The following is a 15,615-nucleotide window of genomic DNA, read 5'->3' as shown; positions in this document are numbered from 1 at the left end:
CGGCAGCCCGGCAGGGCAGACTCATGCACTTATCCCCACATCCCGGCCGGATTCGGCCGGTTTTTTTCGCGCCCAAAGACAAGAATTTCTCTTGGCTTCCGCAGCCCGGTGTCCTGTGTTCGTTGGAACTTCCGTTATTCCTCCGACCTTCGCGGGGCCGCGTTCCGAAAGGCAAGGCCCTTCTCCTGCCTGCCCTCTATCGTTTCAGGATGGAAGAGAAAGGGTATTTTTGGGGGAGAGGTCCAAACCTAGAGGAGGGATTCAGGATGAAGAACCACCGCAAGGTTCCCTTCGCCGTCATTCTTACGCTAAGTTTGGCGCTGAGCGGCTGCGGAGCGAACGACAAGACGAGCGGCAACCAGAACCCGGGCAATCCGCTCAATGCCACACAGAACAATACCGGGCAGACCAGCACCGGAGCCGGAACCAGCGAAACGACCAATACCCCGGGGGGCGGCACGACTGGGGGCAGTACAAGCGACAACGGAACGAAGGGCGGCGGAGCCTACGGCAGCGGACCGAGCACCGGGGACGGCTCGCAGGTGAATAGGAGCGGGCCGGGGACGGACGCGGCTGAGGGCAGCGGCAAGGACGCGCAGAACGGCAACAACCAGAGCGTCACGCAGGGGGCTCCGGCTTCCGAGCAGGGGCTGACCGTCATCGTCACCGACGCGAAGATGAACAAGCTGGGGACGGCCCAGCTTACCTCCGACCCGAAGGGGGTCGCGATCAAGCTCGACCTTACCGGGCTTCCGCCGGGGGCGCACGGCATTCATATTCACCAGAACGCCCGCTGCGACGCTCCGGACTTCAAGACGGCCGGGGAGCACTTCAACCCGAACGGCCAGAAGCACGGGCTGGAGAACGGGGAAGGGCCGCATGCCGGAGACCTGCCTTCGATCACGGCGGACAAGGACGGCAAAGTCAGCACGACCCTGGTGTCCACCGGCTTGACGCTCAGCCCGGGGAAGTCGAACTCGCTGCTTGAAGGCGACGGCAAGTCGCTGATCATTCACGCGAACCCTGACGACAACAAGACGGACCCGTCGGGGAACTCGGGCGAACGTATCGCCTGCGGTCTCATCAACGGCAAATAGAACTAGAACGGCAAGGACATGAAGATTCTGCACGAGCTCCGAGCGGAGCCCGGCAGGGTCTTTTTTTGTCCGGAGGACTCCAAGCCCCCATGGGCTGTGGTATAATATGGCTTATTTCGGGACTTGGAGGGAATGGAGCGATGGACATCCGTATGGCAGGCAGGGAAGAGATCGGGCTCGTGTATGAGATCATGCAGGAAGCCTTCCGGGAATATGCGGGAGTGCTGCAGCCTCCCTCCGGGGCCCTCGGCGAGAAGCCCGAGGATCTGCTCCCTCTGTTCGAGGCGGGCGGCGGCGCCGTTCTGGCCTGGGAGGCCGGGCGGGCGGTCGGCTCGGCCCGCTATAAGCGGGACGGGGACCGGGATGCGCTGTATATCGGGCGCGTGGCGGTTCTGCCGGACTGCCGCCGCAGGGGGATCGGCGAAGCGCTGCTGAGGCATCTGGAAGAGCTGGCGCGCGGGCTCGGCTACTCGCGGACGACGCTCGGGGTCAGGCTGTCGATCCCCGGCAACGTCAGCTACTACGAGCGGCACGGGTACCGGCCGGTGGAAAAGCATGAGTATCCGTGCGGCCGGGACAGCTGGTATATCATGAGCAAGGAGCTCCAGCGCTGGGAAGAAGGGGGGCGGCCGGCATGAATCCGATCCGCAATTCGGCCAAGGCGGTCATCTGGCGGGGGACGAAGCTGCTGCTCACCCGCAATACGGACGGCCGCGGCGGGTATTTCTACTTGTTTCCCGGCGGAGGCCAGGAGCCTGGCGAGGAGCTGCGTGACGCCGTCGTCCGCGAGTGTCTGGAGGAGACGGGTCTTGAGGTGGAGGTTGGCGAGCTGCTGCACGTGCGCGAATATATCGGCCGCAACCACCAGTTCGCCGAGTGGGATTCGGAGATTCACCAGGTGGAATTCTATTTCGAATGCCGGCTCGATGATGGGGTGGAGGTGCCGGAGAACGGCCCGAACCCGGACAGCTCCCAGGTCGGCGTGGAATGGGTCGAAGTACAGCGGCTCGATTCGATCGAGCTGTACCCCGAGCGCCTCAAGCGGCTGCTGCGGCGGCGGGGAGAGCGGATCTGTTACCTGGGCGACACGAACTGAAACAGACGCTGCCTCTATACATATTGACAGTTAAAGGGGATTGGTATGGCAGAGCGAATGCTGTATGTATCGGATCTGGACGGGACGCTGCTGAATGGGAGGCAGGAAATTCCGGCGCAGTCGCGGGAAGTGCTGAACGCGCTGATCCGCGAAGGCATGCATTTTACGATTGCAACCGCACGGGCGTACGAATCGGTGAAGAGGATCGTGGAAGGGCTGGAGCTCCAGGTGCCGGTCGTTCTCTTCAACGGGGTCTTCATCCGGGACATGGCGGAGGGCCGCTACCTCGTAGAGAACTACCTGGATCCGCTCCTGGCGCAGGAGATTCTCCGAGCTTATCTGGACAGCGGGCTGAACCCGCTCGTGTATACGATGAACGCGGCGGGGGAGCCTAAAGTATATTACCGCGGCATTTTCAACGAAAGCGAAGCCCAGTATATCGGGAATCGGACGGCGGGCGGCGACAAACGGTTCACGCTCGTCTCCGACTTCGCGGAGATCGGGGAAGAGCAGGTGATTACGGTTAACGCCATTGACCGCTCCGGGCGGATGGAAGCGGTGTTCCAAACGTTCCGCAGCCGCGATGCCTGCGTCTGCCATTATGGCCCGGACGTGTATGCACCGGCATATCACTGGCTTGAGATCTCGAGCCTGCGTGCGACGAAGCGGGAAGCGGTGCTGGCGCTGAAGGCGATGGGCGGCTACGACCGGCTCGTCTGCTTCGGCGACAACCTCAACGACCTGTCGATGTTCGAAGCGGCGGACGAGTGCTATGCGGTGAGCAATGCCCATCCGCTTGCGCTGGATGCGGCCGACGGGATAATCGCGTCGAATGAGGAGAACGGCGTGGCGTATTATCTCCGGGACCGCATCGCCGCAGAGAACGTGTCTTTGTCCTGATCGATTCGGCATTTTGTCCTGATCTGCATTTTGTACTGGTGAGCATTTCCCGCTCCTGTTACCGCATGGCTCTGCACAGCGGTACGCATACTACATAAGCAGTGAGCACTTATTCTTATCCATGAGCGGAGGGGTACGTATGGGAAGCAATAAGACGTTTCACCAGAAGCAGCAGGCCATGGCTGCCGAATCCAACAACGCGGCGGAGAACGAAGCGTATATGAAACAGCCGTACCACAAGGACAAAAAAGAGATGGGCCGTCCAACCGTATAACGCCGTACTGCCAAGATGGCAGGGAGCCGGACTTCTTCGGAGTCCGGTTTTTTGCGCTTTTTGCTGCAACGGCACGCTCCTTGGAAATCCTGGCCGGCCCTGTAAGGATCAGCGGTTCGTCTGTTACATGCTGGGAAGCGGTAGACGGAGTTCCACGAGGGATGCTATGATTTGGGAAAGGAAGCGCATACGTTACGCTCAGGAAGGAAGCTGCCCGATGACCCCATTCTTCAGGGGAGTGCTGCCCCTGTACCGCAATCTGCGGATCAAGCAAAAGGTGTTCGTGCTGATCTCGCTAGTGATGGCCGTCTGTTTTTCCGTCACGTTCATTTCCCTGCAGTATGCCTATACCATCTACGACGAGCAGCTCTACGAGAAATCCTCTCAGGTGCTCAACCTCTCCTCCAGCGGCATCGAGAGCGAGCTGCGCAAGATCGACAGCCTGTCCTTCAATGTCGCTACGGACCCGGGCATCCAGGGGATGCTCCGCGGCTTGAACGGGGATGCGCCGGAGTACGAGAAGCACCGGCTGCGGCTTGAGCTGCAGGACAAGCTGGTCCAGTATGCGGGGTACGAGCCCTATGTGCAGTCGGTCGTGATTACGGACAGCCAGGGGTATGACCACGTTGTTGGGCAGACGGGGCCGGTGAGCGACGCCCGCAAGCGGCTCATCCGCCTGACGGCGGAGGAAGGCCTCGGCGAGAGCCGGTGGGTGTATCCGGATACGCCCGGCGAGCGGCTGGTCGCGGCACGGGATATCCGTTCCTACCAAAGCCTGGAGCTTAATTCGCTGGGCACTCTTGCCATGCGCATCAAAAGCGATACGATCGTCGAAGACGCCGTGAAGGGGACGGAGCTGCAGAACGGCCAGCTCGTCATCATGGCCGGAGGAAGCATGCTCTTCGGCAAGGCGGGAACGCTGGAAGCGCTGCCGAATCCGGGCGAGTTCAGCAGCAGCCACGGCTACGTCATCAAGGAGATGGACGGGGAGCCGTACTTTTTCACCCAGGTGCGCTCCTCTTACTCGGGCTGGACCTACTACAGCCTGATTCCGTACGGACATATTTTCAACCGCATCGTGCTCATGAAGAATGTGCTCCTGATCGGCTTCCTGTGCTCCCTGGTGGCGGTCATGGCCGTCGCCATCCAGTTCGCCCGCGGCATTACGCGGCCGATGGACAAGCTCGTCGAGCGGATGAAGCAGGTGCAGAAGGGCGACTTCGCCGAGGCGGAAGCCGAGATTGCCGCGGCCGACGCGAATTCGCTGTCGATGGACGAGGTGGGTCAGCTGCACCGCACGTTCCGGGTGATGATCGGGCAGATCAACGAGCTCATCACCGAGAATTACGCGAAGCAGCTGACGATCAAGGAGACGCAGTTCAAGGCGCTGCAGGCGCAGATCAATCCGCATTTTCTGTACAATACCCTGGAGTCGATCAACTGGATGGCCAAAATGAACGGGCAGCCCCGCATCTCCCAGATGGTCGAAGCGCTCGGCTTCCTGCTGCGCAGCGCGATCTCGATGAAGGAGACGCTGATCACGCTGGAGGAGGAGCTGGAGATCGTGAAGAACTACATCACGATCCAGAAGTTCCGCTTCGAAGAGCGGCTGATCTTCGAGATGGACGTGCCGGAGGGCGTGCGGAGCTGCCGGATACCGAAGCTGACGCTTCAGCCGCTGCTCGAGAACGCGATCCAGTACGGCCTCGAGCCGATGATCGACCCGTGCTTGATCCGTGTGGCGGCCTCCGCGCAGGGGGACGGGCTCCTGCTCACGGTGGAGGATGCCGGGGCCGGGATGGATCCGGACCTGCTGGAGCTCGTGCGGCGCGGCGAGCAGCCGTCCCGCGGCAACGGGATCGGCCTGAACAATATTAAAGAGCGCATCGTCATCGCCTTCGGGGAGCCTTACGGGGTGGATGTCGACAGCGAGCCGGGACGCGGAACGAAAGTCAGCATCCGCCTCCCGCTGGAGATGGAGGGATAACCATGTATAAAGTACTCTTGGTCGACGACGAACGGATGATTCTCGACGGGATCTCGCAGGTGGTCGATTGGGCGGCGGCGGGGACGCAGCTGGCCGGCACCGCCCGCAACGGCATCGAAGCCTACGATGCGATCGTGCAGGATCCGCCGCACATCGTCATCAGCGATATCCGGATGCCGGGGATGGACGGCCTGCAGCTGGTGGAGAAGGTGCACCGGGAGTTCCCGCAGATCCGCTTCATCCTGCTCTCGGGCTTCAGCGAGTTCGAGTATGCGAAGACGGCGATGAAGAACGGGGTGCGGCATTACCTGCTTAAACCGTGTAACGAGAATAAGATCGTCGAAGCGCTCGCCGAGCTGACCGAAGAGCTGCAGCAGTCGCGGCGACGGGATGATTTTGTGCGCTCGATGCGCGAAGGGCTCGAGAAGGTGCTGCCCCATGTCAAGGAGCAGTTCTTGAAGGAATTCGTGACGAACAAAACCTACGGCAGCGGAGACTGGGAGTACTACCGCAAGCTGTTTCATATCGAGACGGATACCCGTACGATCCGGCTCATCGTCTTCCGGCTCGAGGGAGCTTTCGAGTTCGAGCACCTTTTCGCCGTGAAGAACATCGCGGGCGAGCTGCTGGAGCAGGCGGTGCTTAGCTCCACGGTCGGCGACCATGTGCTCATGGCCATCGAGGGCAGCGGCGATGTCAAGTCGCTGCTGGAGCGGCTCGAGGGCATCCGCACCACGTTCCTCCAGTATTACCGGATCGACCTCACGATCGCGCTCAGCGAGCCGGGGGACATCGTGCACAGCCGGCAGCTGTACAAGCAGGCGATGGCCTGTCTCAATCACCGCTTCTACCTGGGCGAGGGCAGCGTCATCACCGAGGCGGATCTGGCCGAAGTCGCGCCTGCAGTCGATGGCGGGGAGCCGGCCTTCGATGCGGAGAAGTGGACGCTGCCGATCAAGAGCGGTCACTGGGAGGATGCGGAGCGGGAGATCGATGCGATGTTCGCCGGCCTCGCGGAGCGGCGTCTTGATATCCACACGGCGAAGTCGTATGTCATCCAGTGGTTCATGGAGATGATCCGGCTCTGCGAGCCGGCGGAGCGCAATGCGAACATGGGGCGCCTGGTGCCGCTGCTCGAGCTTGACACCCTGCAGGCGATCGCGCTGTTCTTCAAGCGGATGGCCCAGGAGATCGCCCGCCGCAACTACGAGCAGACGCGCTGCAAGCAGTCGGCGATCCTCTCCAAGGTGATGGAGATCATCGATGCCCAGCTCGGCAATCCGGAGCTGTCCCTGCAGTGGGTGGCCCATGAGATGCTGTACATGAATGCGGATTACCTCGGCAAGCTGTTCAAGAAGGAGAGCGGCGAGAAATTTTCCAACTACGTCATGAAGCAGCGGGTCAAGAAAGCGACGGAGCTGCTCGGCCAGGGAGGCGACGTCAAGATCTTCGAGCTGGCCGAACGCCTCGGCTTCGGCGACAATCCGCAGTATTTCTCCCAAGTGTTCAAGAAATACGCGGGCTGCACGCCATCCGAGTACATGAAATCGTCCTGAAGCTGAGGCCGTCCAGGTGGGGATGTTCAAAAAATCAGGGGGGTCGGATTTTGCGGAAAGCCCTGTTTTTTGAACAATCCTCACGGTTTTTTGAATTCCTCTTCGCACGCATCCAAGGGATAATAAGAAATGTAAGCCTTATCATAAACGGATACACAATCAGGGGAGGAAATAGAGATGAAAAAACCGATCACAGCACTGCTCTCTCTTGCACTTGTACTGACTGGCTGCGGCGGAAGCAATACACCGGCCGGCGGGAATGCGGCGGACGGCGGTACCGCAGCCAAAACCGAAAACGCTTCCGGGACGAAGGAGCCTATCAAGCTGAGGATGGCCTGGTGGGGCGGACAGGCCCGCCACGATTACACGCTGAAGGTCATCGAGCTCTATCAGCAGAAGAACCCGCATGTGAAGATCGAAGCGGAGTACGCTTCCTTCGACGACTACTGGAAGAAGCTGGCCCCGCAGGCGGCGGCGAACGGACTGCCGGACATTCTTCAGATGGACATCTCCTACCTGACCCAATACGGCGGCCGCGGCCAGCTGGAGGACCTGACGCCATATACGAAGAACGGGACGCTCGACGTCAGCTCGATCTCCCCGAACATCATCTCCGCCGGCCAGCTGGACGGCAAGCTGTACGCGATGACGACGGGCGTGAACGCGCTGGCTCACCTGATGGATTTTGAGATGCTGAAGAAGATCGGCGTCGAGCCTCCGAAGAAGGATTGGACCTGGGATGATCTCGAGCAGATCGCCGTCAAGGCCAAAGCGGCCGGCAAGATCATGGGCGGCTACCGCCCGGACGTGTTCTTCGCTTACTATCTGAGAACCGTCGACCAGAAGATGTACAGCGCCGACGGCTCGACGCTCGGCTACACGGACGACAAGCACTTCGTCGACTACTTCAAGCGCCAGCAGAAGTGGTATGAAGCCGGCTACTACCTGACGCTCGATAAGGAAGCACAGAAGAAAGGCACGCCGGAGGACGATGAAGTGACGCTCGGCAACTCGATCACTTCCAACGGCTGGTCGAACCAGTACATCGGTCTCGTCAATGCGGCGAAGCGTCCGCTGGAGCTGCAGCCGATGGTCGGCCCGAACGCCAACAAGGGCATGTTCCTGAAGCCGAGTATGTACCTTTCCGTAACGAAGAGCTCCAAGCACAAGGAAGAAGCGGCGAAGTTCATCGACTTCTTCATCAACGACATCGAAGCGAACAAGATCATCAAGGGCGAGCGCGGCGTACCGGTCTCCTCCAAGGTGAAGGAAGCGCTGAAGCCGCTGCTGAAGCCGGAAGAAGTCAAAGTCTTCGACTACGTGGCGTGGGCTGAGCAGAACTCCTCGCCGATGGATCCTCCGAACCCGATCGGCTCCATCGAGATCGAGAAGCTGCTTAAGGATCTCAATGAGCAGATGATGTACAAGAAAATCACGCCGGAAGACGCGGCCGCGAAATTCCGCAAGGATGCCAACGCGATCCTGGCGAAGAACAAGAAGTAAGGTTAAGCAAGGGCCCTGCGCTGATGACAGCGCGGGGTCTTTTTTGCACTTGGCGGCGGTGATGGGGGCGTGTGCAGTAAGTAGGGGCTGGAGGAAAGGCCAAGAGGCCGGGGGGCGGCAATCAGGATGGGGTTGAGGACTGCTGAGTGGGTGCAGTGTGAGTGTTGGAGGGATGTGGATGAGCAGTGCTGGCGGTGTGGGTGATGGAGAGAAAATGGTAGAGAAAAGAGTGAGGACACGGGAGTTAAAGGGATGTGGAGGAGGGGAAGTCGTGGTGAAGCCGGATAGTGAGGCGCAAGGAGGGAAGTCGTGGTGGAGCCGGATAGTGAGGCGTGAGGGGGGAACTCGTGGGATGTCGGACTGTGAGGTACGAGGAGGGAGAGTTGTGGGATGCTTGTCGGTGAGACGAGAGGAGGGAAATCGCGGTGAAGCCGGGTTGTCAGGCGAGAGTAGAAATATTGGACCGCCGGACTGTGACTGAAGGAGGGAAGTCGCGGGAAAAGCCGGCCATTGAGGCGAGAGGAGGTAAGTCATGAGATGCCGGTCTGCCAGGCGAGAGGATGGAAATTCTAGGGTGCCGGGCTGCGAGGCGCGAGGAACTCGTGGGATGCCGTACAGTGAGACGAGAGGGGGGAAGTCGAGGTGAAGCCGGATTGTGAAGCGCCAGGAGGGAAGTCGAGGTGAAGTCGGATAGTGAGGCGCCAGGAGGGAAGTCGTGGTGAAGCCGGATTGTGAGGCGCCAGGAGGGAACTCGTGGGATGTCGGACTGTGAGGTGCGAGGAGGGACAGTTATGGGATGCTTGCCGGCAAGACGAGAGGAGGGAAGTCGCGGTGAAGCCGGATTGTGAGGCGCGAGGAGGGACAGTTGTGGGATGCTTGTCGGCAAGACGAGAGGAGGGAAGTCGTGGTGAAGCCGGACTGTGAGGTGCGAGGAGGGAGTCGTGGGATGCTGGTCCGCTAGGCGAAGAAGTTGTCGGACGAGCTGACAAAGTGAGAAAACGGTGGTGCCGGGCGGTGAGGTGCGACAAGGTGATCGAGGAACGTGGACGCGGCAGCAAATAACGGAACTCAGATGCTTTATTCGGGTATTTCCCGTCATTTCCCGGAGGATAGCGGGACTCAGATGCCTTATTGTCCTGGATGCCCCGGCTTCTGCCGTCAAATCAACGAAATAGCGCATCCTAGTTCCGCTATGGCTCCGGGAGCGGCAGCTTTTGTAAAAATAGCGAACCTGAGTTCCGTTATCTCTCTGCGGGCCTGTAAAACCGCGGGATCTCGATCTCTGGACCAGGGTTAGAGTTCTCCAGAGCATATCGGCCGCGGGTAATGCGTTACGCTGACCAATCGATCTCCGGCAGGCAAACCGCCCAAAAGCGCTCCGGCGATGTCCGAGTGCCCTGGCCAGCCGCTCCGAAACGTCGAAGCGGCTGCCGGCATAGACGAACCGCCGATAATCGCTGCGGAGCCTGTCAATAGATGCAGATCCCAGAACGCTGCACAGGGATCTGCAGCCGAAGCGGGCAGCCGCAAAGCGTTGAATAGCGCTGCCTTTGAGCATCACCCTGCTGCCGGCAGCCTTTGGCGGTGAAGCGTCGACAGAAGCTTTGGACCCGGAACATCCGCCTGAACTGAATACACAACCCGCGGCGATTTAATAGTTACGAATCCAGGAGACGACGAAGGCGACCAGCACCGAGGCCGGAATCCATGTGAGCAGCACCCCGAAGAAGCCGGCGTAAGAGACAAAAAAGGCGCCGAAGCCAAGGGTAACGAGGAGAAGGAAGACCACCGTAAAGAAATGAAAGAGGCACATGCCCCCGCTCATGGGTCCCCGCGGCTTGTCGAAGCGAGCGGAGAAATCTTTGTCCTCCGGATGCGATGAATAAAGCAGGGTCAGCCCTCCTCTCGAAGTCTACTCACGAATAAGCATATACCACCTTCACCGACGCCGTCACCTGCAGGGTGCCGGGCTGCAGCGGCGTCACCTTGCTGTCCGCCAGCATCGCCGTCTGGTAAGGGATCGGCTCGGGCACGAGGCTCAGCTCCTCTACGAGCTGCGGCTGCGGGCTGAGCCTCACGCCGAGCGTACGGGCCACCGTGCCCGCTTTACGCTGCGCCTCCTGCACGGCGGCGGACAGGGCGGCGTGGTAATACGGCTGCGGCCGTGCGAGCCGGAACGAAACGCTCGTGACGGTGTTGGCCCCGCTGGCCACGGCAGTATCGACGACCGTACCGGCGCGTGACGGTTCGTCCAGCGTGATCTGGAGCAGGTGAGTGACACGGTAGCCGGTAAAGCGCTGCTTGCCGTCCTCGTATACATATTGCATCTCGATCCGGTAATCTGCGGTGGCGATCGCCTCCCGCGGCAGGGGGAGGGCCGTCAGGGCGGCGATGATCCGGTTGACCGCTTCCGTATTCGCGGCCTGTGCCTCGGAAAGCGAGGCGTTCTCGGTTACGGCGCCAAGCACGATTACAGCCCGGTCGGGCTCGGCGGATACGGAGGCTTCGCCGGTGACTTCGACCCGTCCGGGCACCGTGTGCCGTACAAGCGCGCCGATGGGCGGCTGGGGGGCCGCGGCGTAGAAGGCATGGGGTTGCATGGGCAGCACCGCTTTCTGATGGAGTGGGGTACTACTACTCTATTGGCAGCGGAGGGCCGGCATGACGCCTTCACCCGAATGTCGGGTTTTTAAACAAAGAGAGCGGTTTTTTGCCTTCTGAACGTGTCCCGATTCTTTTATCATAAAGACATAAGATAAACGGCATCGCCCCACCCGGGCGATGCGCGTTTACAGAAACGACAGAGGACGACAATGAGCGCTCGCAAGGAAGATTTTCTGTTGTTTGGCAGTAAGGCAGCATCCGTTCGCTGCACACCCACACCTTATGCTAGGGGTTGAGATCATGAAAGCCGTTTCTTTACGTGAAAACGAAAATGTGATCGGATATGTGTTCACCGCGCCGTTCATCCTGGGGTTCCTGATCTTCACGATGTTCCCCATCGTCTCGTCGCTCTACTATTCGTTCACGGAGTACAACCTGCTGGAAGCGCCCCGCTGGGTCGGGCTGCAGAACTATGAGAACATGTTCACCAATGACGACAAGCTGATCAAGTCGCTTCAGGTCACGATGACTTATGTATTCGCTTCCGTGCCGCTGCGTCTGGCCTTCGCGCTTGCGGTGGCGATGATGCTGAACACAGTCGCCAGGGGGATCGGGGCGTACCGCTCCGCCTACTACCTTCCGTCGCTCATCGGCGGCAGCGTGGCTGTCTCGATCATGTGGACGCAGATCTTCGGTGACAAGGGCCTCTTCAACTCGGCGCTCGGCCTCATCGGCATCGAGAGCAATACCTCCTGGATCGGTTCGCCGGACAGCGCGCTGTGGACCCTGATCGCCCTGTCGGTCTGGCAGTTCGGCTCTTCGATGCTGATCTTCCTGGCCGGCCTCAAGAACATTCCGGCTTCCATGTATGAAGCGGCCAGCGTGGACGGAGCAAACGCGATTCACCGGTTCTTTAAGATCACGCTTCCGCTGCTCTCGCCGATCATCCTGTTCAACCTGATCATGCAGACGATCGCCGCCTTCATGACGTTCACGCCGGCCTACATCATCTCCCGCGGCGAGGGCGGTCCGCTGGACAACACGCTGCTGTACTCGCTCTACCTGTACCGCCGGGCGTTCCAATTCTTCGAGATGGGCTATGCTTCGGCCATGGCGTGGGTCATGCTGATCATCGTCGGCCTGATTACGCTGCTGATTTTCCAGACCTCGAAGTACTGGGTCCACTACGAAGCGAAAGGGGACAAATAACATGGCCATGAGCATGAACGGCGCCAAGCCGATGGCAAAACCCAAGAGCAGCTCCCAAGCCCTGAGCTTCAAACGATTGAAGCCGTTTCTATACCATCTGATCGTCGGGGGCCTGGCCCTGGCGATGATCTATCCGATCCTGTGGCTGGCGAGCTCGTCGCTGAAGCCCAACGATGAGATCTTTGCGAACGCCTACAGCCTGATTCCAAGTACGCTCGACTTCTCGAACTATGCCAGCGGCTGGAAAGGCTTTGCCGGCACGACGTTCGGCACCTTTTTCAAAAACTCGTTCATTATCGTCATTTTCTCGACGATCGGCGCGGTCGCTTCGTCGGCGCTTGTGGCCTACGGGTTCGCCCGGATTAACTTCAAGTTCAAGAACTTCTGGTTCGCCTGCGTCATGATGACGATGATGCTCCCGCATGACGTCACGGTCATCCCGCAGTATGTCATGTTCGCCAAGCTCGGCTGGCTGTCTTCGTTCAAGCCGCTGATCGTACCGAACTTCTTCGCGACGCCGTTCTTCATCTTCCTCATCATGCAGTTCATCCGCACGATTCCGCCGGAGCTCGACGAGGCGGCGAAGATGGACGGCTGCAGCAAGTACGGCATCTTTTTCAAAGTCGTGGTGCCTCTGATCGTACCGGCTCTCGTGACCTCGACCATCTTCTCCTTCTACTGGAGATGGGACGACTTCATCAACCCGCTGCTGTACCTGAACCGTCCGGAGCTCTACCCGGTATCGCTGGCGCTCAAGCTGTTCCTTGATGCCGAATCGATCAACAACTGGGGCGGGATGTTCGCCATGGCGACGCTGTCGCTGCTGCCGATCGTCATCGTGTTCTTCGTCTTCCAGAAGTACATTGTGGAAGGGATCTCCACCAGCGGTCTGAAGTAAGCCGTGCGGCCCGCGGCAGTGCCCGATAAGTGAATCAGAGAGTAGTTGAATATACGATGTGTACAGAGATAGTCAAAGGAGAGAGAGACGAAATGCCCCCACTCAAGTTCGAAGAAGCCCACATCCGAAAGGTCATCGATGCTGTCGTTGAACGCACGTTCCAGATGGATTTCAACTGGGATTGGCCGGGCGGCGTAGCCTTCTACGGTGTGACCGAAGCCTATGAAGCCACTGGGGAGAAAAAATACATGGAGCTGCTCAAAACGTGGGTCGACGAGCAGCTCGACGACGGCCTGCCGAAGCTCTCGGTCAACGCCGTATCCATCGGACATTCCCTGCTGTCCCTCTACAAATACACCGGGGAAGAGCGCTACCTCCAGGTGGCGACCGAGATGGCGGAATACCTGACCCACGAAGCGGTGCGCTTCGCCGACGGAATCTTCCAGCACACGGTCAACTCCGAGACCTACAACTTCCCGCAGCAGGCCTGGGTTGACACGATGTTCATGGCCGGCTACTTCCTGGTCCGCATCGGGGGACTGCTCGGACGCCAGGATTACCTCGAGGACGGCATCAAGCAGTACCACGGCCACGAGAACTTCCTGCAGGACCCGAAGACGAACCTGTACTACCACGGGTGGGACCACATCCAGCAGAGCCATATGTCCGGCATCTACTGGGCACGCGGCAACTCCTGGGCGGCGATCACGATGGCCCGGGCGCTCGAGATCATTCCGGTGCAGCACCCGTCCTTCATGATCATCGAAGGCTCGCTCCGCGACCAGCTCAGCGCTCTCGTACGGCTGCAGGCGGAAGACGGCCTCTGGCATACGGTGCTGACCGATCCGGAATCCTACACCGAGACCTCCGGTTCGGCCGGCATCGCGGCAGCGCTGCTGTCGAAGGGACGCCTGTACAACAAATACGTGAACAAGTCGATCGACGGCATTCTCGGCCGCATCGGCGAAGACGGCAGCGTATACGGCGTGTCGGCCGGCACGGCCGTCATGAACGATGCGCAGGGCTACCGCGAAGTGCCTTACAAGCGCCTGCAGGGCTGGGGCCAGGGTCTCGCACTGACGTTCCTCGCTTCGCTGCTGGCCCGTCAGGACTGGTAGAACCGGCTTCACGGCCATACCTGAAGGAGGAGAATGCCGAATGCCTGCGCTGTATCAGTTCGACTTCGGCTCGGGTGTTCCCGAGCCGGGGTACACGAAGATTACCCACGAGAGCCTCTACCGTGAGGAGCTGGGGTACGGCTTTACGGATCTCTCCCGGGTCGCCTCCCGGGAGCGGGGGGAGCCGGATGCCCTGCGGGGAGGCTTCTGCATCCCGCTCGGAGCAACGTTCGTCGCCGATGTGCCGAACGGCATCTATGACGTCGCCCTGACGATCGGCGATGCGATCGCCCCGACGGAGACGACCGTGAAGGCCTGCAACCGGCCCGTGCTGCACAAGGTCCGCACCGAAGAGGGCCAGTTCACGAGGCGCAATTTCGCCGTGCATGTGCCGGACGGCCGGCTGCGGCTGACATTCTCCGGCTCCGCGCCGAGAATCAACGCCCTCGTGATCACACCGTCCCCAAGTACGACGACGGTGTTCCTTGTCGGGGACTCGACGGTTACGGACGAAGCGGAGGACAACTTCCCTTACGCCGGGTGGGGGATGATGCTTCCCGCGTATTTCAAACCGGGGGTGGCGGTCGCCAACTATGCCAAGTCGGGCCGCAGCTCGAAGAGCTTCCATGACGAAGGGCGCTTTGCACCGGTTCTCGAAGCGATGAAGCCCCACGATTACCTGCTGATCCAATTCGGCCACAACGACCAGAAGACGGATGCCGAGCGGCATACGGACCCGGCGACAACGTATAAGGAATGGCTGAAGGTCTACATCGACGCGGCAAGAGAGCGGGAGGCGCATCCGGTTCTCGTCACTTCGGTGCACCGCCGCTATTTTGCCGAAGACGGGACTTTGATCGACACGCACAAGGAATACTTGACGGCCGTCAGGGAGCTGGCGGAAGCGGAAGGGGTTCCGCTGATTGATCTCGCCGAGAAGAGCCGCCGGCTGTTCGAAGAGCTCGGCCCGGAAGCGACGAAGTCGGTCTTCCTCTGGGCGGCACCGGGCGAATATGCCTCGCTGCCGGACGGGGCGGAGGACAACACGCACTTCCACGAGCGCGGCGCGGCGAAGATTGCGGGCCTGGTGGCGGAGGGGCTGAAGGAGCTCCAGCTGATGCCGCTGATGGTGTATCTGAAATAGGGAGGGCGGGGCCCATTCTCTCGAAAAGCCGGCTCGCTTCGGTCATCTGCTATGTCTACGAAACGCGCACCGTCCCTATGGGACGGTGAAGCCGTTTATCCTAGTCCGCCGCGGCCGGTACAGACTGTTCCGCAGCTTGCAAGGAGAGGGACAGCTCCAGAGGCGCATACCGCAGGGGAAGGCAGAAGGGAAAACGCGGCATAACTTAGACGAATAAGTCCAAACAAAC

The 15,615-nt window shown here is 60.2% G+C and carries 14 protein-coding genes; 12 read left to right on the top strand and 2 right to left on the bottom strand.

What is annotated here, in order from left to right:
* The first annotated feature begins 266 nt into the window (after positions 1-266).
* The 8 genes from PM3016_RS24500 (at position 267) to PM3016_RS24470 (ending at position 8,413) form a co-directional block, all read left to right on the top strand.
* Entirely contained in the window at positions 267-1,097 is an 831-nt protein-coding gene (locus PM3016_RS24500; protein WP_013919328.1) for a superoxide dismutase family protein, read from the top strand.
* Between the two features lie 140 nt (positions 1,098-1,237).
* On the top strand, positions 1,238-1,735 hold the full coding sequence (locus PM3016_RS24495; RefSeq protein ID WP_013919327.1) for a GNAT family N-acetyltransferase: 498 nt from the start codon (positions 1,238-1,240) through the stop codon (positions 1,733-1,735).
* Positions 1,732-2,193: an NUDIX domain-containing protein gene (locus PM3016_RS24490; RefSeq protein ID WP_013919326.1), complete on the top strand. Its 462-nt coding sequence runs from the start codon at positions 1,732-1,734 to the stop codon at positions 2,191-2,193. The genes PM3016_RS24495 and PM3016_RS24490 overlap by 4 nt, the downstream gene beginning before the upstream one ends.
* Positions 2,194-2,238: 45 nt before the next feature.
* Entirely contained in the window at positions 2,239-3,093 is an 855-nt protein-coding gene (locus PM3016_RS24485; protein WP_014371352.1) for an HAD family hydrolase, read from the top strand.
* A gap of 139 nt (positions 3,094-3,232) precedes the next feature.
* Positions 3,233-3,367, top strand: a complete 135-nt coding sequence (locus PM3016_RS40905; RefSeq protein ID WP_013919324.1) for a hypothetical protein — start codon at positions 3,233-3,235, stop codon at positions 3,365-3,367.
* 217 nt (positions 3,368-3,584) lie between these two features.
* Positions 3,585-5,354 (top strand): sensor histidine kinase, encoded by a 1,770-nt coding sequence (locus PM3016_RS24480; protein WP_013919323.1) that lies wholly within the window; start codon positions 3,585-3,587, stop codon positions 5,352-5,354.
* A 2-nt stretch (positions 5,355-5,356) separates the two neighbouring features.
* Complete coding sequence (locus PM3016_RS24475) at positions 5,357-6,910, top strand: response regulator transcription factor (protein ID WP_014371351.1); 1,554 nt, start codon at positions 5,357-5,359, stop codon at positions 6,908-6,910.
* Positions 6,911-7,087: 177 nt separating this feature from the next.
* Positions 7,088-8,413: an ABC transporter substrate-binding protein gene (locus PM3016_RS24470; protein ID WP_013919320.1), complete on the top strand. Its 1,326-nt coding sequence runs from the start codon at positions 7,088-7,090 to the stop codon at positions 8,411-8,413.
* A gap of 1,651 nt (positions 8,414-10,064) precedes the next feature.
* Here the strand turns inward: PM3016_RS24470 and PM3016_RS38825 are convergent.
* The gene (locus PM3016_RS38825) at positions 10,065-10,238 is read right to left on the bottom strand and encodes a hypothetical protein (protein WP_238540316.1); all 174 of its coding nucleotides are present in this window, start codon (positions 10,236-10,238) and stop codon (positions 10,065-10,067) included.
* 91 nt (positions 10,239-10,329) lie between these two features.
* Complete coding sequence (locus tag PM3016_RS24465; RefSeq protein WP_014371348.1) at positions 10,330-11,013, bottom strand: SIMPL domain-containing protein; 684 nt, start codon at positions 11,011-11,013, stop codon at positions 10,330-10,332.
* A 304-nt stretch (positions 11,014-11,317) separates the two neighbouring features.
* Here PM3016_RS24465 and PM3016_RS24460 point away from each other — a divergent pair, with 304 nt between their 5' ends.
* The 4 genes from PM3016_RS24460 to PM3016_RS24445 all read left to right on the top strand — a co-directional run bounded on the left by PM3016_RS24460 (position 11,318) and on the right by PM3016_RS24445 (position 15,386).
* Entirely contained in the window at positions 11,318-12,226 is a 909-nt protein-coding gene (locus PM3016_RS24460) for a carbohydrate ABC transporter permease (protein ID WP_013919316.1), read from the top strand.
* A gap of 31 nt (positions 12,227-12,257) precedes the next feature.
* On the top strand, positions 12,258-13,124 hold the full coding sequence (locus PM3016_RS24455; protein WP_164923412.1) for a carbohydrate ABC transporter permease: 867 nt from the start codon (positions 12,258-12,260) through the stop codon (positions 13,122-13,124).
* Between the two features lie 92 nt (positions 13,125-13,216).
* The gene (locus PM3016_RS24450; RefSeq protein WP_014371347.1) at positions 13,217-14,242 is read left to right on the top strand and encodes a glycoside hydrolase family 88/105 protein; all 1,026 of its coding nucleotides are present in this window, start codon (positions 13,217-13,219) and stop codon (positions 14,240-14,242) included.
* 40 nt (positions 14,243-14,282) lie between these two features.
* A complete protein-coding gene (locus tag PM3016_RS24445; RefSeq protein ID WP_014371346.1) occupies positions 14,283-15,386 on the top strand; it encodes a rhamnogalacturonan acetylesterase in 1,104 nt (367 codons plus the stop codon).
* Positions 15,387-15,615 lie beyond the last annotated feature (229 nt).

The organism is Paenibacillus mucilaginosus 3016 (assembly GCF_000250655.1).
Taxonomy (GTDB): Bacteria; Bacillota; Bacilli; order Paenibacillales; family NBRC-103111; genus Paenibacillus_G; species Paenibacillus_G mucilaginosus.
This window is presented reverse-complemented; position numbering and strand designations above follow the sequence as displayed.